Origin of the sequence: Sphingomonas sp. ASV193 (genome assembly GCF_040203355.1) — a bacterium.
GTDB lineage: Bacteria > Pseudomonadota > Alphaproteobacteria > Sphingomonadales > Sphingomonadaceae > Sphingomicrobium.
On sequence record NZ_JBEHBW010000003.1, the window covers coordinates 288,860 to 305,342 of the forward strand.

The following is a 16,483-nucleotide window of genomic DNA, read 5'->3' on the forward strand; positions in this document are numbered from 1 at the left end:
GGGTTTACGAGTCGGCGGCGGCGGGTCAATGGCGGGGCATGGAGCCGCCCTACCTGCTGTTCGACGACGCGCGCGAGGGCGGGGCGCGGCCGCGGCTCTATCGCGCGCCACACCGGGTGATCGAAGCGCGGACGATCGACGAGGTGCGCCCCGCGCTCGCCGCGCTCAAGGCGGCGGTGGCGGCGGGGGCGCACGCGGCGGGCTATCTCGCCTACGAGGCGGGGTACGCGCTCGATCCCAAGCTCGCCGCCGCCGCGCGGCAGGGGGCGGGGCCGCTGCTGTGGTTCGGGCTGTTCGAGCGCTACGAGACGCCCGCGATCGACGGCGACGGCCCGCCGCTCGACATCGGCGCGCCGCGCCCGCGGATTGGCTGGGCGGCCTATCGCGACGCTGCCGCGCGCGTGCGCGAGGGGCTGTTCGCGGGTGATTATTACCAGGCGAACCTCACCTTCGGGTGCGACGTGGCGGTCGTGCCGGACCTCGATCCGCTCGCCCTGTTTCGCCAGCTTCGCCGCCGCAGCCGCGCGGGGTGGGGCGGGGTGATCGACATCGGCGAGCGGTGGATCGTCTCGCTGTCGCCCGAGCAGTTCTTTTCGATCCGCGGCGGGAAGATCGAGGCGCGGCCGATGAAGGGCACCGCGCCGCGCCGCGCCGACCCCGCCGCCGACGCCGCTGAGGCGCTCGGTCTTGCCGCCGACCCCAAGCAGCGCGCCGAGAACATGATGATCGTCGACCTGATGCGCAACGACCTCGCCCGGCTTGCCGAGACGGGGAGCGTCGCGGTGCCCGAGCTGTTCGCGGTCGAAAGCTACCCCACCGTCCACCAGATGGTCAGCCGGATCGTCGCGACGCTCCGCCCGGGCATCGGCGCGGTCGACGCGCTCGAGACGATCTTTCCCTGCGGGTCGGTCACCGGGGCGCCCAAGATCGCGGCGATGCTCGCGCTTCGCGACCTCGAGCCCGAGCCGCGCGGCGCCTATACCGGTTCGATGGGCTGGATCGAGCCGGGGGCGCATGGCGACGCCGCGTTCAATGTGCTCATCCGGACACTCGCGGGTGAAAAAGGCGCATCGGTCGCGCGGCTGGGGCTCGGATCGGGGCTTGTGGTCGACAGCGTGGCGCGCGAGGAATGGGGCGAGTGCCTGCTCAAGGGGGAATTTCTGCGCGTGACATCCCGGCCGTTCGACCTGATCGAGACGATGCGGTTCGACCCGCATGAAGGCATTGCCGACCTCGACCGCCACCTCGCCCGGCTGACCCGCGCGACCGGCGATCTCGGCTTCCGGTTCGACCGCCACGCCGCGCGCAACGAGCTGCAGGCGGCGACCTTCGGGCGCAAGGAACGGGCCATGGTCCGGCTGCTGCTGTCGAAAACCGGGGCGATGGCGATCGAGGTCAAGGGGTTCGACGATCCCGACGCGGTGCCGGTAAGGGTGGCGCTTCGGCCGCTGCCGGTGCCGGCGGACGACTTCCGGCTGCGCTACAAGACCAGCGACCGTGGCTTCTACGACCGCGCGCGGCGCGAGGGCGGCGCCTACGAGACGGTGTTCGTCGACCCCGACGGCCGGATTACCGAGGGCAGCCGCACCAACGTTTTCGTCGAACGCGACGGGCGGCTGCTGACGCCGAGGGGCGGGGCGCTGTTCGCCGGGGTGCTCCGCGAAAAGCTGATCGAGGAAGGGCGGGCCGAGGAGGCCGAGCTGACCGCCGACGACCTGAAGGGCGGCTTCTTCGTCGGTAATATCGTCCGCGGGCTGATCCCGGCGGTGCTCGCCGACTAGGCCGCGATCGGGAAGCGGAGCAGGCGGCCGGTCACCGGCACCAGCGCCGCGGCGCCGGGGCCGACCTTGCGCACGATCTCGGGATGCGCGGCGTCGAGCCCGCCGGTAAGCGAGCCGAACGCGGGCAGGATCAGCTTGGTCTCGCCCGCGACGAAGCAGCGGCGGGCGACGTGGCGGCCCTTGAGATTGACCCGCAGCTTGGGGTGGTAATGGCCGCTCATCTCGGGTCGCGCCTCGCCTCGTTCGGCCTCGTGGCGAAGGACGATTCCGTCGATCACGCACTCGACCTCGATCCGCCCGCCGCAATGGTCGACGAAGCCGGAGTCATGGTTGCCGGTGATCCATACCCAGTCGAGCCGCGCGGTCAGCGCGGTGAGCAGCGCGCGCGCGTCCTCGGGCAGCCGGTCGCAACCGAACCTGTCGTGGAACGAATCGCCAAGGCAGTAGAGCGTGGTCGCGCCGGTCCGCTCGACCTCGCGTGCCAGCGCCTGGAGCGTGGCGAGCGAATCGTAGGGCGGCAGGAACTGGCCCAGCCGCGCGAACCAGCTCGCTTTCTCGAAATGCAGGTCGGCGACCAGCAGCGCGTTGCGCGCGGGCCAGTAGAGCGCGCCGTCGGCGCTGGGGACGAAGGACTGACCGCCGAACGAAAAGGGAACCATGGCCCGCTGTAACGCGCTCAATCGAGCGCGGTCAAATGGTCGCGGAGCGCGCGCGCGTCGTGGAGCGCATTGTGCGGGACGGCGCTGTTGGCGGCGGTCGAGAAGCCCGGCATCGGCACGAAGCGGAGCAGCAGCCCGGGCACCGGCAGCATCTGGCCGGGGCCGGTGACCAGCAGCATCGACAACTGGGCGAGGTCTTCGGGCCAGTCGGCGATGATCTCGGCGCCCTCGTCATAGGCGAGGTAATGCGCCAGCGCCTCGGCCGCCGCGGCGCGCGGCAGGCGCGGCGATTGAAGCGAGTCGGGGACATGGTCGAGATAGGGGACGACATGCCGTTCGACCCACGGGTGGGTCGCGGGCGCGTCGAGCGTCACGTAAAGCTCCTCGCCGCCGTCCTCGGGCACCAGCGCGAGGCTGAGCAGCTTGCCGCCAAACCCGTCATATTCGGTATCGAGGAAATAGCGCATCGCCCGCGGCCTTAGCGGCTGGGGACGGTCGCGGAAAGGTTGGCGCCCGGCGGCGGGGGCGGGCAGGGTCGCACCTCGGCCTGGAGCTTGCGGCACTGGTCTTCCCACAGGCGGGCGTTGCGGCCCGCCTCGCGCTCGGCCTCGATGATCTTGCGGCCGCGCGCCTCGTCGGCCTTGCGCTGGCTCGGGGTCAGCGCGTTGACCCCCGCGCCGACCGCCTTGACCGGGAGTGAGACGACGTCGACCGCGGTCTCGGCGACCTTTTCGACCACGCAGGCGCCGAGCAGGATCGGCAACGGCGCGAGCAGGAGGAGGATAGGGGGGCGCATGCCTCCTTGTACGCGGGCCGCCTTGCGGGGCGATGACTAGCCGACGCGCATCGCTTCCTCGACCAGCGCTTCGGCCTCGACCAGCAACGCCTCGTCGGCGGTGCCGGCGGGCGCCGCCTCACGGCCGATGACCACCATCAGCGGGATGGCGAGCGGGGTGACGCGGTCGGCCTCGACGTGGATCATCGTCGCCGCGGCGCGATCGACGAGGCGCGCGAGGCGGCCAAGCTCGGTCATCCGCCCGCGCGCATCGTCCCACGCGGCCTTCAGGAGCAGATGCTCAGGCTCGTACTTGCGCAGCACGTCGTAGATCAGGTCGGTCGAGAAGCTGACCTGCTTGCCGGTCTTGCGCTTGCCCGGGTGCTGGCGCTCGACCAGCCCACCGATCACCGCCACTTCGCGGAAGGCGCGCTTCAACAGGTGCGACTGCTCGACCCACTCGATGAACTCATGTTCGAGGATGTCGGGCGAGAACAGCGGGCGCGGGTCGGTCACCGGCTCGAGGCTGTAGGCGGCGAGCGCATAGTCGTTGGCGACAAAGCCGAGCGGCTTCAGCCCCGCCGTCTCCATCCGCCGGGTGATCAGCATGCCGAGCGACTGGTGCGCGTTCCACCCCTCGAACGGATAGACGCACATGTAGTGGCGGCCCTCGCGCGGAAAGGTCTCGACCAGCAGCTGGTCGGGCTGCGGCAGGATCGAGCGGCGCGCCTGGATCTCGAGCCATTCGCGCACGTCGTCGGGGAAGCGGTGCCAGTCGCGGTCGTCGGCGAGGAAGGCGCGCACCCGGTCGGCGAGGTGGGTGGTCATGCTCATCCGCTGCCCGCCGTAGGTGACAAGCCGCGCCTGCTTGGCCGAGGCGCGGACGACGATGTCGGTGTCCTGGAAGCGGATCACCTCGAGCCCCAGCCCGGCGAAAAAAATGTGGTCGCCGATGCTCAGCGTCGCGCCGAACCCTTCCTCGACCCGGCCGAGCATCCGCCCGTTCTGGAAGCGGACGTCCATCATCGGGTTGTCGACGATCACCCCGGCGTTGAGCCGGTGCTGGGCAATCACCGCGGGGCGGGTGATCCGCCACTTGCCGGGTTCATATTCGACCAGCCGCTTGAACTTGTCGTAAGCGCGGAGCGAGTAGCCGCCGGTGGCGATGTAATCGAGCACGCGCCGCCAGGCCTCGTCGGTCAGCCCCGCGTAGGGCGCGGCGCTGCGCACCTCGGCGAGCAGCTCGGCCTCGTCGAACGGCCCGGCGCAGGCGATGCCGAGGATGTGCTGGGCAAGCACGTCGAAGGTGCCGGGGCGGAAGATCTCGGGGTCGAGCTCCTTCGCCGCGACCGCGTCGAGCGCGGCGCGCGCTTCCAAATATTCGAAACGGTTGCCGGGGACGATCATGCCCTTCGACGGCTCGTCCATCCGGTGGTTGGCGCGGCCGATCCGCTGCAACAGGCGCGAGCTGCCCTTGGGCGCGCCCATCTGCACGACGAGGTCGACGTTGCCCCAGTCGATGCCGAGGTCGAGGCTGGCGGTGCAGACCAGCGCGCGTAATCGCCCATCGCCCATCGCCGCCTCGACCTTGCGCCGCGCCTCGAGCGCGAGGCTGCCGTGGTGGATGCCGATCGGCAGCGACTGGTCGTTGATCGCCCACAGCTCCTGGAAGATCAGCTCGGCGAGGCTGCGGGTGTTGCAGAAGACGAGGGTGGTGGAGTGCTGCTCGATCAGCCGCATCACCTCGGGCACCGAATGGCGCCCGCTGTGCCCGCCCCACGGCATCCGGCCCTCGGGCAGCAGGATCGACAGGTCGGGCTCGGCGGCGTCCTCGCCGCGGACTAGCGCGACCGTATCGAGGTCGGCGTCGGGCGCGAGCCAGCTGCGGTAGGCGTCGGGGTCGCTGACGGTGGCGCTCAGGCCGACGCGGCGCAGGTTGGGCGCGAGCGTCTGCAGCCGCGCCATCGCCAGCGCGAGCAGGTCGCCGCGCTTCTCGCGCGCGAAGGCGTGGATCTCGTCGACGATGATCGTCGAGAGATTCTCGAACAGCAGCGCGCTGTCGGGATAGCTGAGCAGCAGCGACAGCGATTCGGGGGTGGTCAGCAGCATCTGCGGCGGGCGCACCCGCTGGCGCGCCTTGCGGTCCGACGGGGTGTCGCCGCTGCGGGTCTCGACCCGGATGTCGAGCCCCATCTGCTCGATCGGGGTGAGGAGATTGCGCTGGACGTCGACCGCCAGCGCCTTCAGTGGCGATACGTAGAGCGTGTGCAGCCGGTCGGTCGGCGCCTCGATCAGCTCGACCAGGCTGGGCAGGAAGCCGGCCATGGTCTTGCCCGCCCCGGTCGCCGCGACCAGCAGCGCGTGATGGCCGGCGCGCGCCTCGTCCAGCATCGCCAGCTGGTGCCGCCGCGGCGTCCAACCGCGCGAGGCGAACCAGTCGGCAATCACGGGCGGTAAGGCAGTCAGGCGGCTTTCCTTCGGAACAGGCGGGCAGGCTCGTCCGTCATAACCCCCTGATGGCCCGCCTCGGTTCCTGGATCGAGCCTTTTCCCGAAGGCATTTACGTCAAGCCCGCCGATGCGTGGGTCGATCCCTCGCGCCCGAAGGACAAGGCGCTGGTCACCCACGGTCATGCCGATCACGCGCGCGGCGGGCATGGCGCGGTATGGGCGACCGCCGAGACGCTGGCGATCATGGACGTTCGCTACGGGCAGCAGAACGCCAATCCGGTCGCTTACGGCGAGAGCGTGCGGCTGGGCGAGGTCGACATCAGCTTTGTCCCCGCCGGCCATGTGCTCGGCAGCGCGCAGATCGTGCTCGATTACCGGGGCGAGCGGGTGGTGGTCAGCGGCGACTACAAGCGCCGTCCCGACCCGACCTGCGAGCCGTTCGTGGTCACCCCGTGCGACATCTTCATCACCGAGGCGACCTTCGGGCTGCCGGTGTTCCGCCACCCCGATACGGGGAGCGAGATCGACCGGCTGCTCCACCGCCTCCACGCCGAGCCCGAGCGGTGCGTGCTGGTCGGTGCCTACGCGCTGGGCAAGGCGCAGCGGGTGATCGCCGAATTGCGCGGGCGCGGGCACGATGCGCCAATCTATTACCATGGCGCGATGGAGCGTCTGTGCCGGCTGTACGAGAGCCTCGGGGTCGAGCTTGGCGAGCTGCGTCCCGCGACCGGCGCGTCGAAGGACGAGATGCGCGGGCATATCGTCATCTCGCCGCCGAGCGCGCTCAACGACCGCTGGTCGCGGCGACTGCCCGACCCGATCACCGCGATGGCGAGCGGCTGGATGCGGATCCGCCAACGCGCGCGGCAACGCAATGTCGAGCTGCCGCTGGTGATTTCCGACCATAGCGACTGGGACGAACTCACCCAGACGATCCGCGACGTCGCGCCCAAGGAAGTGTGGATCACCCACGGACGCGAGGACGCGCTGATGCACTGGTGCATGACCCGCCAGATCAAGGCGCGAGAATTGAATTTGGTGGGCTATGAGGACGAGGATGAATGAGTTCGACGAAAAGCTCGCGGCGGCAACCGACTGGCGCGGGGATGTCTTGCGCAAGGTCCGCGCGGCGGTGCGGGCGGCGGTCGCGGACGTCACCGAGGAGCTCAAGTGGAAGAAGCCGTCGAACCCGGCGGGGGTGCCGACCTGGTCGAAGAACGGCGTGCTGCTGACCGGCGAAACCTACAAGGACAAGGTCAAGCTGACCTTCGCGCACGGGGCGAAGATCGACGATCCCGACCGGCTGTTCAACGCCAGCCTCGACGGCGGCACGCGGCGGGCGATCGATCTTCGCGAGGGCGACCCGCTCGACGCCGGAAAGCTGGAGGCGCTGGTCGCGCGCGCGGCAGCGTTCAACGCGGCGAAGTCGTGACGCGCGCGCACTGACGGGAACGGGGGCGGCGCGCCGGACATTGGGTCGGCAACTCAAGTCCCGAAAGGTTTCCCGATGCACGTCCATGGTTATGCCGCCCTCAAGAAGGGCGGCGCGATGCAGCCCGTCCAGTTCGACCGCAAGCCGCTGTCCGCGGGCGAGGTCGCGATCGACAGCACCCATTGCGGCGTGTGCCACAGCGACCTCCACCAGGTGAACGACGACTGGAAGAACAGCCTCTACCCTTGCCTGCCCGGGCACGAGATCGTCGGCACGGTCCGCGAGGTCGGCGAGGGCGTGACCAAATATAAGGCGGGCGACCGGGTCGGGGTCGGCTGCATGGTCAACAGCTGCCAGCAATGCGATTATTGCAAGGCGGGCGAGGAGCAATATTGCAGCGGGCCGAAGAGCTGTACGCTGACCTACAACGGCCCCAAGGTGCCCGACGGGACCAACAGCTATGGCGGCTATTCGAACGGGATTATCGTGCGCGAGGAGTTCGTGCTCAGCATCCCCGAGGCGATCAGCTCGGAGGAAGCCGCGCCGATCCTGTGCGCTGGGGTCACCACCTACCAGCCGATGAAGCATTTCAAGGTCAAGGCGGGCGACACGGTCGGCGTCGCCGGGATCGGCGGGCTCGGCCACATGGCGATCCAGACCGCCAAGGCGCTCGGCGCGACGGTGGTGGCGCTGTCGACCTCGCCCGAAAAGGCGGAGGAGGCCGAGAAGCTGGGCGCGAGCAAGCTGATCGACATGGGCGACAAGAAGGCGGTCGAGGAGGCCAAGCAGAGCCTCGACTTCCTCATCTCGACCATCCCCTATCCACACGACCTCAATCCCTATGTCGGGATGATGAAGACCGATTCGACGATCGCGGTGGTCGGCAACCTGATCGAATTTCCGACGATCGAGAGCGGGCCGCTGGTGATGAACCGGATCCGCATCGCCGGGTCGCTGATCGGCGGGGTCGCCGATACGCAGGAAATCCTCGACTTCGCGGCGGAGAAGGGCATTCGGCCGGAGATCGAGCTGATCGACATCGCCACGATCGACGACGCGTTCAAGCGGATGAAGGACGAGGACGTCCGTTTCCGCCACGTGATCGACATGGCGACAATCAAGACCGATGGCGAGGCCGAGGCGATCGCGACGCCCGAGCGCGGCGAGGTGGTCGGCTAGACGCTACGCGAACGCCGCCGGCTCAGGCGTAGTCGGCGGCGTCGTCCCAGGGATCGAAATCGATATCGAAGGCGAGCGCGCGCCGCGCCGCCCACAAGCCGAGCCCGGCGAGCATCACGCCGCCAAGCCATTTGACCGATCTGCCGTTGAGGTAGCGCTGCACCGTTCGTCCTCCCCCGCTTTCGCCTAATAGCAGGATTTGGCGCGGGGGAGAACAAACGGTGGCAGTTCGGCGACAGTCCTTCTCAAGACCATTGCCTAATCGCAACGATTCTAGTGCGCGGCCTCGACCGCCGCGATGCCGCTGGCTTCGAGCTGGGCGTTGATCGCCGCGACCAGCCGGTCGAGCCCGGCCTGGTCCTTCGCCTCGGCGCGCGCGACCAACACGTCCTGCGTGTTCGACGCGCGCAGCAGCCACCAGCCGTCGCCGGTCTTGACGCGCACGCCGTCGGTCTTGTCGACCTCGGCCCCGCTGTCGGCGAGCCGCTGCGCGACTTCCTCAATCACCGGCCTTTTCCGGTCTTCGTTGACTTGGAAGCGAAGTTCGGGGGTGGCGATGCTGACCGGCATCTCGCCCTTGAGCTCGGTCAGGCTTTTGCCCGAGGCGCTGACCGCGCGGATCAGCCGGACGGCGGCGTAGAGCGCGTCGTCGAACCCGTACCATTCATGCTTGAAGAAGATGTGCCCGCTCATCTCGCCGGCGAGCGGGGCGTGGGTCTCCTTCATCTTCGACTTGATCAGCGAGTGGCCGGTCTTCCACATCAGCGGGGTGCCGCCCATTGCCGCGATCGTGTCGAACAGCGTCTGGCTCGCCTTCACGTCGGCGATGATCGTCGCGCCCGGCTCGTCCTTCAGCACCGGGGCGGCGAGGATGATCAGCAGCTGGTCGCCCCAGATCACCCGGCCCTCGCTGTCGATCGCGCCGATCCGGTCGGCGTCCCCGTCGAAGGCGATGCCGAAGTCGAGGTTCTTGTCGGCGACGAGCCGCTTCAGATCCTCGAGGTTCTTTTCGACGGTCGGGTCGGGGTGGTGGTTGGGGAAGCGGCCGTCGACCTCGGTGAAGATCGCGTGATGCTCGCCCGGCAGAATCCTGAGCAGCTTTTCGAGCACGGGCCCGGCGGCGCCGTTGCCCGCGTCCCAGCCGATCCGGTAGGCCTTGCCGTCGAACCCCTTGACCAGCGCGGCGACATAATCGTCGGTGATTTCGTACTCGGTGACCGTCCCCTGGCCCTCGCTCCAATCGCCGTCGGCGGCGCGGCGGCCGAGGTCCTGGATCTCCTCGCCGAACACCGACCGGCCGTTCAGCAGCATTTTGAAGCCGTTATAGTCGGCCGGATTGTGGCTTCCGGTGACCTGAATGCCGCCGTTCACTTCCATCGTCGCCGCCGCGAAATAGAGCATCGGTGAGGGGCCGAGTCCGATGCGCACGACGTCGAGGCCGCCTTCGGTGAGGCCCTTGACCAGCGCGGCCTCGAGCTCGGGCGAGGAGACGCGCCCGTCGCGTCCGACCGCGACGCGGGTCGCGCCCTCGGACCGGGCCAGCGCGGCGTAGCTTCGGCCGAGCGCCTTGGCATCGGCGGGGAACAGCGTGTCGCCGACCACCCCGCGGACGTCATATTCGCGCAGGATGGTGCGGTTGAAAATGTGGCTCATTGATGATCCCAAAGACAGAGTGACGCCTCAGCCCGCCGCCGCGATCGGGGCGGGTGTGTCGGCCTCGGCTGCCGGGATGGCGAGACCAGAGACCATTTCGCGCAACTCCTGACGGGCGGCAATGTGTCCAAGCCCGACCTCGCCGAGGTCCGAAAGGTCGAGCAGCGTGAGGCCTTTGGGAAACAGCTCGCGGTAGATGACGCGCTCGCCGAGGCCGGGGATGACGCGGAAGCCGACCCGCCGCGCCAGTTCGTCGAGCGCCGCGCCGACGCGCACGAGGTTGTGCGACTGGATATGCTGGAGGCGGTTGCGAAGCACGACCCAGTCGACCGACTTGCCGCTGTGCTTGGCGCGCTGGGTGCGGCTGTTCCAGATCAGCTCGGCATAGAAGCTCGGGCGGGTCACCTTGAAGGTGTCGGGGTGGACCTGCCCGATCAGATCGAGGTCGACGAAGCTGTCGTTCATCGGCGTGACCAGCGTGTCGGCCTTGAGGATCGCGGCGCGCGCGACCGGGTCGTCGCGGCCCGGCGTGTCGATGACGATGATCTCGGCGTCGTTCGACAGCCGCCCAATCGCGGCGTCGAGCCCCGCCTCGTCGAGCTGGGCGAGCACTTCGTATTTCGCCATCGGCAGCGCCTTGCCCAGTCGGTCGATCGTCGCGGCGCGGTTTTCGAGATAGCGGCCGAAGGTGCGCTGGCGGGTATCGAGGTCGAGGCCGGCTACCTTGCGCCCCGCCGCGGCGAGCGCGATCGCGGTATGGACCGCGGTGGTCGACTTGCCGGTGCCGCCCTTTTCGTTGGCGAAGACGATGAAATGCGGCTGGCCCATGCCCGCTTGGCCCCTTATTCAAACCCCGGCACGCCAGGTCGGCGCGCTCCCTCGTGAAGCTCTACCCAAGGCCGGAATCGCATGCAAACCGTTCGTGAATCCATCGGCTTGCGCGCGGCGGTCGCGGCCTGGAAGGCGCAGGGGCTGCGCGTCGCGCTGGTGCCGACGATGGGCGCGCTCCACGCCGGTCACCTCGCGCTGGTCGCGGCGGCCAAGGAGCAGGCGCACCGCGTGGCGGTTAGCATCTTCGTCAACCCACTGCAGTTCAACGACCCCGCCGACCTCGATCGCTATCCGCGCACCGAGGAGGCCGATGCCGAGGCGCTTCGCGAAGCCGGTGCCGACCTGCTGTGGCTGCCGACGCCCGACAGCCTCTACCCCGAGGGTTTCGCCACGACCGTCCACGTCGCCGGAGTCAGCGACCGCTGGGAGGGCGAGCATCGGCCCGGCCATTTCGACGGGGTCGCGACCGTCGTCGCCAAGCTGTTCGTCGCCGCCGCGCCCGACGTCGCGCTGTTCGGCGAAAAGGATTACCAGCAGCTCGCCGTGATCCGGCGGATGACGAGCGACCTCGGGCTTCCGGTCGACATCGTCGGCCATGCCACGGTGCGCGACAGCGAGGGCCTCGCGCTGTCGTCGCGCAACGCGCTGCTCGACGAGGCGGGACGCGCCGCCGCCCCCACGCTCGGCGCCGCGCTGCGCGAGGCGGGCGCGGCGATCCTTGCCGGGGAGCGGGTCGAGGCAGCGCTGTCGGCGGCGAGGGCGCGACTGGACGCCGCCGGTTTCGGCCCGGTCGACTATCTCGCCTATGTCGACGCCGACACGCTCGAGCCGCTCGCCGAGAGGCGCGAAAACGGTCGGCTGATCGTCGCCGCTTTTCACGGGAAGATCCGCCTGATCGACAATATCTGTGTCGATCCGGACACAGTCGACGGGTCATGGTCACCGCGCCGTTAACCATTTCTTCGCGATCGCCCGCGAATTCTCGGCCCAGGATCAGACAGGGGACACAAAATGGCGATCAGTCAGAAAAGCGCCGACTTCCTACTCCAGAGCCGGCTTGCCGATGCCGACGCGGGCAGCATCGAGGCGCTATTCGAACTCGGCGTGACCTATTCGACCGGGCGCGAGGGGGTCGGGATCGACCTCATCGAGGCGCACAAATGGTTCAACCTCGCCGCGCTCAACGGCGACACCCGCAGCCAGGCGTGCCGCGCCGACATCTCGATCGAGATGACCGCGCGCGAAATCGCCGAGGCGCAGCGCCAGGCGCGCGCGTGGCTCGGCTGCCACGCGACGGAGGCCCGACGTTTCGCGGCCTAGCGCCCGGACCCGACACGCGTGAAGCGTGCCGGGTCTCCGGCTCAGCTCCCGAAGCGTGCCGGGTCTCCGGCTCAGCTAACGAATAATCACCGTCACTTCGCGGCGGTTCTGGGCCCAGGCGGACTCGTTCGACCCGGTCGCGACCGGCTTTTCCTTCCCCCAGCTGGTGACCACCAGCTGCGCCGCCGGGACACCCTGCGAGAGCATGAACTCGCGCACCGAATTGGCGCGCCGCTCGCCGAGCGCCTGGTTGTACTCGCGGGTGCCGCGCACGTCGCAATGGCCCTCGAGGCTGGCGCGGACCTGCGGATGCGCGATCAGCCAGCGCGCCTGCGCCGCCAGCGTCGTTCGCGCAGGCATGTCGAGCGTATATTCGTCGGTCCCGAAATAGACGGTGTCGCTGCCCGCCTTGGCGACCATGTCGGCCTGCATGGCGGGGAGCAGCGTCGTCTCGAGCGAATTGGGGTCGGTCGAGTTGGGGTCGACCACCGGCGCGGGCGGAAGCGGCGGGGCGACCGGCGGGGGCGGCGCCTTCTGCCCGCACGCGCCGAGCGTCAGCGCGAGGGCGGTGAAGCCGATCAGGAAGGACTTGGTCATCATCTACTCCTTGGAAATCAGTTGAGCGGGGACCAGCTCGGGTCCGATCCGCCGGTGGGGGTTGGCAGCAGGCGCGGGTCGCCGCCGTCGACCGACACCGCGTAGAGCCGGCTCGCGCCCGAGCCCTGCGAGATTCGGTTGAACATCACGAACTGGCCGTTGGGCGCCCAGCTCGGCTGCTCGTCGTCCCACGCGTCGGTCAGCAATTTCTCGCCGCCGCCGCTGGGCGACATCACGCCGATGCGGAAACCCGCGCCGATCTTGGTGAAGGCGATGAGGTCGCCCTTGGGGCTCCATGCCGGGCTGGCGTAGCGGCCGCCGCCGAAGCTGATCCGCCGCTGGTCGGACCCGTCGGCGTTCATCACGTAGAGCTGCTGGGTGCCGCTGCGGTCGCTTTCGAACACGATCTTGCGCCCGTCGGGCGAATAGCTGGCGGCGGTGTCGGCCCCCGGGGTGACGGTCAGCCGGCGCGGCGCGCCCCCGGAAAGGCTGACCGAATAGAGGTCGGTATTGCCGTTCTGCGCCATCGAGAAGACGACCTGCCGCCCGTCGGGCGAAAAGCGCGGGGCGAAGCTGATGTGGTCGCCGGGGATCAGCAGACGCTCGGTAAGGTTGTCGGTATTGAGCAAAATCACGCGCGGCTTGCGCCCGATGTAGCTGGTGTAGACCAGCTGCGAGCCGTCGGGCGAGAAGCGCGGGGTGATGACGGTGCGGTTGCCGCCGGTCAGGAAGCGCTGGTTTGACCCGTCGGCGTCCATGATCGCGATCCGCTTGACCCGGTTGTCCTTGGGTCCCGTCTCGGCGACGTAGACCACCCGCGTGTCGAGATAGGCCTGGTTTCCGGTCAGCCGCGAATAGGCCATGTCGCTGCACTTGTGCGCCGCCTGCCGCCACTGGGTCGGGTCGACCGCATAGCCCTGGTGGGTAAGCTCGCTCTGCCCGGTGAGGTCGAACAGGTAGCAGCCGACGGTCAGACGCCCGTCCTGCCGCGCCTCGACGAAGCCGGTCAGCAGGGTCGAGGCGCCGACCGAGGTCCAGCGCGCGTAGGACGGGCGCGGCGCCTCGGCATAGCCGACCGCGGGAATGCCGTCGGGGCCGACCGGGTTGAACTTGCCGGTCGAACGCAGGTCGGAGGCAATCACCTGCGCGATCTGCTGGCCGATCGCCGAGGTGCTGCCGCCGGTGGTCTGCGCCTCGGCGGCGGGGGCGAAGACGGGGACGGCGATGACGCTCGGCGCGTTGGTGCCGCCGGTGACGCTCACCTCGACCGGCTGGCCGGGTTGCGGCGCGGCGTCCTGGGCCAGTGCGGGCATCGCCAGCGCAACCGCGGTCAACAGGGCGAACTGGAGCTTCACGGAATGTCTCCTCAGGGCAGGTTGTAGGTCAGGTTGATGTTCGACCAGCCGTTAGCATAGAACTCTTGCGGCAGGCCGGTGAGCGGGGCGCAGCCGGTGAAGGCGGCGACCGCGAGATCCTTGACCCGCTGTTCGAAGCGAGCGTTGTCGTCGGTCACGCCGCTGGTGCCGATGACCTGAGGCCGCCCCTTGAGCGCGCCGTTGGGGAACAGGCGGACGTTGAGTTTGACCTTGATCGCGCTCGCGCCCGGGCCCGGATTGATCTGGCGGTCGGCGCACGGCTGGACCTGGCGGCGGATCGCCTGCGCGATGCCCGCCATCGCCGAGGCGCTGACCGTCGGGGCCGAGGGGCGGGCGGGCGCGGCGGCGGGGCTGGGCGAGGCGATGCCCTTGAGGAAATCGGCGCCTAGCCGGCTCGCGCGCGGCGGGGTCGGTCGGGCGACCGGCGGGGCGGGTTTCGCGGGCGGCGACGGAGAAATACGCGGCAGCGGCCTCGGCGCTGGAACGGGGGCCGGGCTCGGCGCGGGGGCGAGGACCGGCACCGGCGCGGCGGGGTCGGGCAGCGGCGCGACGTCTGGCGCCTGCTCTTGCGGCGGGGGCGTGGGGGCGGCGGTTGGCGCGGCCGGGGCGAGGCCGACATTGTCGACGAATTCGACCTCCATCGCCGGCGGCTCGGGCACCTTGGCGACATGCGCGAGGCTGAGCGACAGCGCGGCGATCACCGCGAGGTGAAGCAGCAGCGCCGCGCCGGTCCCGGCGGCCTCGGCCCGGTCGATCCTCATGGCCCGGTCGATCCCGACGGTCCGTCGGGTCCGACCGAGACCAGCGCCACTCGGTTGAGCCCGGCGTGGTTGAGTTCGCCCATCACCCGCATCACCCGCCCGTAATCGAGGCTGCGGTCGGCGCGCAGGTAGATTCGGCGGCCGCCTTCTGGCTGCGGTCCGGCGGCGATTTTCGCCAGCGCGGCGGGAAGCGCGGGCTCGGCCACCACCGCGTCGTCGAGCGTGATCGTGCCCTTGCCGTCGATCGCGAGCTGGACCGGCTTGTCCTGCTGGTCGAGCGCGCCCGCCTCGCTCTTGGGCAGGTCGATCGGCACGCCGGTGACGAGCAGCGGTGCGGTGACCATGAAGATGATCAGCAGCACCAGCATCACGTCGACCAGCGGGGTGACGTTGATCTCGGCCATCGGCGCGCGCCGTCCGCGTGCCCCGCCGCCGCGCCGGCCATGGACGCCCATCGCCATCAGTGGCCGGCCCCGATCTCGCTTTCGAGCTCGCGGCTCAGCGTCGCGTGGAACCGGTCGGCGAAGCGGCCGAGCCGCGCCTCGAGCCGGTCGATGCCGTGGGTCAGCCGGTTGTAGGCGATCACCGCCGGGATCGCCGCGAACAGCCCGATCGCGGTGGCGAACAGCGCCTCGGCGATCCCCGGCGCGACCACCGCGAGCGAGGTGTTGTTCGCCCCGGCGATCGCGGTGAAGCTGCGCATGATCCCCCACACCGTCCCGAACAGCCCGACGAACGGCGCGACCGAACCGACCGTGGCGAGGATGTTGAGCCGGTCGGCGAGCGTCTCGATCTCGGCGGCGATGGCGAGGTTCATCCGGCTCGCCAGCCGCTCGCGGGTGCCCTGCCGGTCGACCTGCACCGCCTTGGTCGAGCGGCGCCACTCGTCGAGCCCGGCCGACAGCACCGCCGCGCTGGGCAGCTTCTCCTCGCCGCGGCGGGCAGCAAAGGCGTCGATGTCGCTCGCCTTCCAGAAATCGGCCTCGTAGGCGGCGACCTTGCGGTTGGTGCGGCGGATCCGGGTGGCGTAGGTGAAGATGATCGCCCAGGTCCACACGCTCGCCAGCAACAGGCCGGCCATCACCAGCTTCACCACGATGTCGGCGTGAAGGAACAGGGTGAGCGGGCTCATCAGGTCGGTCGAGGGAGTCAGCGTCGGCATCATTTTCCTTGCGTGTCGGCGATCGCGCGGAAGCGCTCGATCCAGTCGGCGGGCTGGCGGCGGGGCCGTCCGTCGGGGGTCAGGAACGCGGCGCGCACCGTCGCCTCGGCCAAGAGTTGGGTCCCGCGCATGACCCTTTGGTGAATGAGGCAGGTCGCGGCGCGCACCTCGGTCACGCGGCTGACGACGACCAGCGCATCGTCGAGCTTGGCGGGCGCGCGCCACGCGATGTCCATCGCGCTCACCGCATAGGCGCCTTCGCCGGCGTCGACCGCGGCGCGCTGGTCGATCCCCGCCGCGCGCAGCATGTCCGAGCGCGCGCGCTCCATGAACCGCAAATAGTTGGCGTGATAGACGATGCCCGACAGGTCGGTGTCCTCGAAATAGACGGTCAGCGCGAAGCGGTGCGCGCCGCTTTCGTCGAAGCCGCCACGATAGGGTTGGTCGAGGGCCGAAGGGTCCATCCGGGCCGCCTTAACCAATTGCGGACTCGCGGGGCAAGTCCGC

The 16,483-nt window shown here is 69.6% G+C and carries 19 protein-coding genes; 6 read left to right on the forward strand and 13 right to left on the reverse strand.

Annotated features, from left to right (window positions below):
* Nucleotides 1-38 precede the first annotated feature (38 nt).
* The gene (locus ABDK56_RS07675; protein ID WP_349807642.1) at nucleotides 39-1,781 is read left to right on the forward strand and encodes a chorismate-binding protein; all 1,743 of its coding nucleotides are present in this window, start codon (nucleotides 39-41) and stop codon (nucleotides 1,779-1,781) included.
* Here ABDK56_RS07675 and pdeM read toward each other — a convergent pair.
* Genes pdeM through ABDK56_RS07695 form a run of 4 tightly spaced genes read right to left on the reverse strand, consistent with a single transcriptional unit; the run spans nucleotide 1,778 to nucleotide 5,681 of the window.
* The gene (gene pdeM / locus ABDK56_RS07680; protein WP_349807643.1) at nucleotides 1,778-2,440 is read right to left on the reverse strand and encodes a ligase-associated DNA damage response endonuclease PdeM; all 663 of its coding nucleotides are present in this window, start codon (nucleotides 2,438-2,440) and stop codon (nucleotides 1,778-1,780) included. The two genes, ABDK56_RS07675 and pdeM, sit on opposite strands and share 4 nt — an antisense overlap.
* Before the next feature lie 17 nt (nucleotides 2,441-2,457).
* Nucleotides 2,458-2,907, reverse strand: coding sequence for a hypothetical protein (locus tag ABDK56_RS07685; RefSeq protein WP_349807644.1), 450 nt, complete (start codon nucleotides 2,905-2,907; stop codon nucleotides 2,458-2,460).
* Nucleotides 2,908-2,918: 11 nt separating this feature from the next.
* Complete coding sequence (locus ABDK56_RS07690) at nucleotides 2,919-3,236, reverse strand: hypothetical protein (protein WP_349807646.1); 318 nt, start codon at nucleotides 3,234-3,236, stop codon at nucleotides 2,919-2,921.
* A 36-nt stretch (nucleotides 3,237-3,272) separates the two neighbouring features.
* On the reverse strand, nucleotides 3,273-5,681 hold the full coding sequence (locus ABDK56_RS07695) for a ligase-associated DNA damage response DEXH box helicase (RefSeq protein ID WP_349807804.1): 2,409 nt from the start codon (nucleotides 5,679-5,681) through the stop codon (nucleotides 3,273-3,275).
* 50 nt (nucleotides 5,682-5,731) lie between these two features.
* Between ABDK56_RS07695 and ABDK56_RS07700 the strand changes: the two genes are divergently transcribed.
* The 3 genes from ABDK56_RS07700 (at nucleotide 5,732) to ABDK56_RS07710 (ending at nucleotide 8,276) form a co-directional block, all read left to right on the forward strand.
* Nucleotides 5,732-6,730: a ligase-associated DNA damage response exonuclease gene (locus ABDK56_RS07700; protein ID WP_349807647.1), complete on the forward strand. Its 999-nt coding sequence runs from the start codon at nucleotides 5,732-5,734 to the stop codon at nucleotides 6,728-6,730.
* Complete coding sequence (locus ABDK56_RS07705) at nucleotides 6,723-7,097, forward strand: DUF1801 domain-containing protein (protein WP_349807648.1); 375 nt, start codon at nucleotides 6,723-6,725, stop codon at nucleotides 7,095-7,097. The genes ABDK56_RS07700 and ABDK56_RS07705 overlap by 8 nt, the downstream gene beginning before the upstream one ends.
* Nucleotides 7,098-7,172: 75 nt before the next feature.
* Nucleotides 7,173-8,276 (forward strand): NAD(P)-dependent alcohol dehydrogenase, encoded by a 1,104-nt coding sequence (locus tag ABDK56_RS07710; RefSeq protein WP_349807649.1) that lies wholly within the window; start codon nucleotides 7,173-7,175, stop codon nucleotides 8,274-8,276.
* A gap of 22 nt (nucleotides 8,277-8,298) precedes the next feature.
* Here ABDK56_RS07710 and ABDK56_RS07715 read toward each other — a convergent pair whose 3' ends face one another.
* From ABDK56_RS07715 to ABDK56_RS07725, 3 genes are all read right to left on the reverse strand, one after another.
* A complete protein-coding gene (locus ABDK56_RS07715) occupies nucleotides 8,299-8,439 on the reverse strand; it encodes a hypothetical protein (protein ID WP_349807650.1) in 141 nt (46 codons plus the stop codon).
* Nucleotides 8,440-8,549: 110 nt separating this feature from the next.
* Entirely contained in the window at nucleotides 8,550-9,929 is a 1,380-nt protein-coding gene (gene pgmG / locus ABDK56_RS07720) for a phosphoglucomutase/phosphomannomutase PgmG (RefSeq protein ID WP_349807651.1), read from the reverse strand.
* A 27-nt stretch (nucleotides 9,930-9,956) separates the two neighbouring features.
* A complete protein-coding gene (locus ABDK56_RS07725; RefSeq protein WP_349807652.1) occupies nucleotides 9,957-10,757 on the reverse strand; it encodes a division plane positioning ATPase MipZ in 801 nt (266 codons plus the stop codon).
* An 81-nt stretch (nucleotides 10,758-10,838) separates the two neighbouring features.
* On the opposite strand from ABDK56_RS07725, the gene panC reads away from it, so the two are divergent.
* Nucleotides 10,839-11,714: a pantoate--beta-alanine ligase gene (panC, locus tag ABDK56_RS07730; RefSeq protein ID WP_349807653.1), complete on the forward strand. Its 876-nt coding sequence runs from the start codon at nucleotides 10,839-10,841 to the stop codon at nucleotides 11,712-11,714.
* 57 nt (nucleotides 11,715-11,771) lie between these two features.
* Complete coding sequence (locus tag ABDK56_RS07735; RefSeq protein ID WP_349807654.1) at nucleotides 11,772-12,080, forward strand: SEL1-like repeat protein; 309 nt, start codon at nucleotides 11,772-11,774, stop codon at nucleotides 12,078-12,080.
* Between the two features lie 75 nt (nucleotides 12,081-12,155).
* Here the strand turns inward: ABDK56_RS07735 and pal are convergent, their stop codons facing one another.
* The 6 genes from pal to ABDK56_RS07765 are packed head-to-tail and all read right to left on the reverse strand — an operon-like array spanning nucleotide 12,156 to nucleotide 16,440.
* The gene (gene pal, locus ABDK56_RS07740) at nucleotides 12,156-12,677 is read right to left on the reverse strand and encodes a peptidoglycan-associated lipoprotein Pal (RefSeq protein WP_349807655.1); all 522 of its coding nucleotides are present in this window, start codon (nucleotides 12,675-12,677) and stop codon (nucleotides 12,156-12,158) included.
* Nucleotides 12,678-12,694: 17 nt separating this feature from the next.
* Nucleotides 12,695-13,990, reverse strand: coding sequence for a Tol-Pal system beta propeller repeat protein TolB (tolB, locus tag ABDK56_RS07745; protein ID WP_502959284.1), 1,296 nt, complete (start codon nucleotides 13,988-13,990; stop codon nucleotides 12,695-12,697).
* Nucleotides 13,991-14,043: 53 nt separating this feature from the next.
* The gene (tolA, locus tag ABDK56_RS07750) at nucleotides 14,044-14,814 is read right to left on the reverse strand and encodes a cell envelope integrity protein TolA (protein ID WP_349807656.1); all 771 of its coding nucleotides are present in this window, start codon (nucleotides 14,812-14,814) and stop codon (nucleotides 14,044-14,046) included.
* Complete coding sequence (locus ABDK56_RS07755) at nucleotides 14,811-15,275, reverse strand: ExbD/TolR family protein (protein ID WP_349807657.1); 465 nt, start codon at nucleotides 15,273-15,275, stop codon at nucleotides 14,811-14,813. Before ABDK56_RS07755 ends, tolA begins: the two co-directional genes overlap by 4 nt.
* Complete coding sequence (tolQ, locus tag ABDK56_RS07760) at nucleotides 15,275-15,979, reverse strand: protein TolQ (protein ID WP_502959278.1); 705 nt, start codon at nucleotides 15,977-15,979, stop codon at nucleotides 15,275-15,277. The genes ABDK56_RS07755 and tolQ overlap by 1 nt, the downstream gene beginning before the upstream one ends.
* The gene (locus ABDK56_RS07765) at nucleotides 15,976-16,440 is read right to left on the reverse strand and encodes a YbgC/FadM family acyl-CoA thioesterase (protein WP_349807659.1); all 465 of its coding nucleotides are present in this window, start codon (nucleotides 16,438-16,440) and stop codon (nucleotides 15,976-15,978) included. Before ABDK56_RS07765 ends, tolQ begins: the two co-directional genes overlap by 4 nt.
* Between the last annotated feature and the right edge of the window lie 43 nt (nucleotides 16,441-16,483).

What these genes read in the sequence shown, in the direction of transcription:
- ABDK56_RS07705 (WP_349807648.1), top strand. Translation starts at nt 6,723, where the DNA reads ATGAATGAGTTCGACGAAAAGCTCGCGGCGGCAACCGACTGGCGCGGG.
- panC (WP_349807653.1), top strand. Translation starts at nt 10,839, where the DNA reads ATGCAAACCGTTCGTGAATCCATCGGCTTGCGCGCGGCGGTCGCGGCC.
- tolQ (WP_502959278.1), bottom strand. Translation starts at nt 15,979, where the DNA reads ATGATGCCGACGCTGACTCCCTCGACCGACCTGATGAGCCCGCTCACC.
- ABDK56_RS07710 (WP_349807649.1), top strand. Translation starts at nt 7,173, where the DNA reads ATGCACGTCCATGGTTATGCCGCCCTCAAGAAGGGCGGCGCGATGCAG.
- tolA (WP_349807656.1), bottom strand. Translation starts at nt 14,814, where the DNA reads ATGAGGATCGACCGGGCCGAGGCCGCCGGGACCGGCGCGGCGCTGCTG.
- ABDK56_RS07725 (WP_349807652.1), bottom strand. Translation starts at nt 10,757, where the DNA reads ATGGGCCAGCCGCATTTCATCGTCTTCGCCAACGAAAAGGGCGGCACC.
- ABDK56_RS07735 (WP_349807654.1), top strand. Translation starts at nt 11,772, where the DNA reads ATGGCGATCAGTCAGAAAAGCGCCGACTTCCTACTCCAGAGCCGGCTT.
- ABDK56_RS07755 (WP_349807657.1), bottom strand. Translation starts at nt 15,275, where the DNA reads ATGGCGATGGGCGTCCATGGCCGGCGCGGCGGCGGGGCACGCGGACGG.
- ABDK56_RS07675 (WP_349807642.1), top strand. Translation starts at nt 39, where the DNA reads ATGGAGCCGCCCTACCTGCTGTTCGACGACGCGCGCGAGGGCGGGGCG.
- pgmG (WP_349807651.1), bottom strand. Translation starts at nt 9,929, where the DNA reads ATGAGCCACATTTTCAACCGCACCATCCTGCGCGAATATGACGTCCGC.
- ABDK56_RS07700 (WP_349807647.1), top strand. Translation starts at nt 5,732, where the DNA reads ATGGCCCGCCTCGGTTCCTGGATCGAGCCTTTTCCCGAAGGCATTTAC.
- pdeM (WP_349807643.1), bottom strand. Translation starts at nt 2,440, where the DNA reads ATGGTTCCCTTTTCGTTCGGCGGTCAGTCCTTCGTCCCCAGCGCCGAC.
- ABDK56_RS07765 (WP_349807659.1), bottom strand. Translation starts at nt 16,440, where the DNA reads ATGGACCCTTCGGCCCTCGACCAACCCTATCGTGGCGGCTTCGACGAA.
- ABDK56_RS07690 (WP_349807646.1), bottom strand. Translation starts at nt 3,236, where the DNA reads ATGCGCCCCCCTATCCTCCTCCTGCTCGCGCCGTTGCCGATCCTGCTC.
- tolB (WP_502959284.1), bottom strand. Translation starts at nt 13,990, where the DNA reads ATGCCCGCACTGGCCCAGGACGCCGCGCCGCAACCCGGCCAGCCGGTC.
- pal (WP_349807655.1), bottom strand. Translation starts at nt 12,677, where the DNA reads ATGACCAAGTCCTTCCTGATCGGCTTCACCGCCCTCGCGCTGACGCTC.
- ABDK56_RS07685 (WP_349807644.1), bottom strand. Translation starts at nt 2,907, where the DNA reads ATGCGCTATTTCCTCGATACCGAATATGACGGGTTTGGCGGCAAGCTG.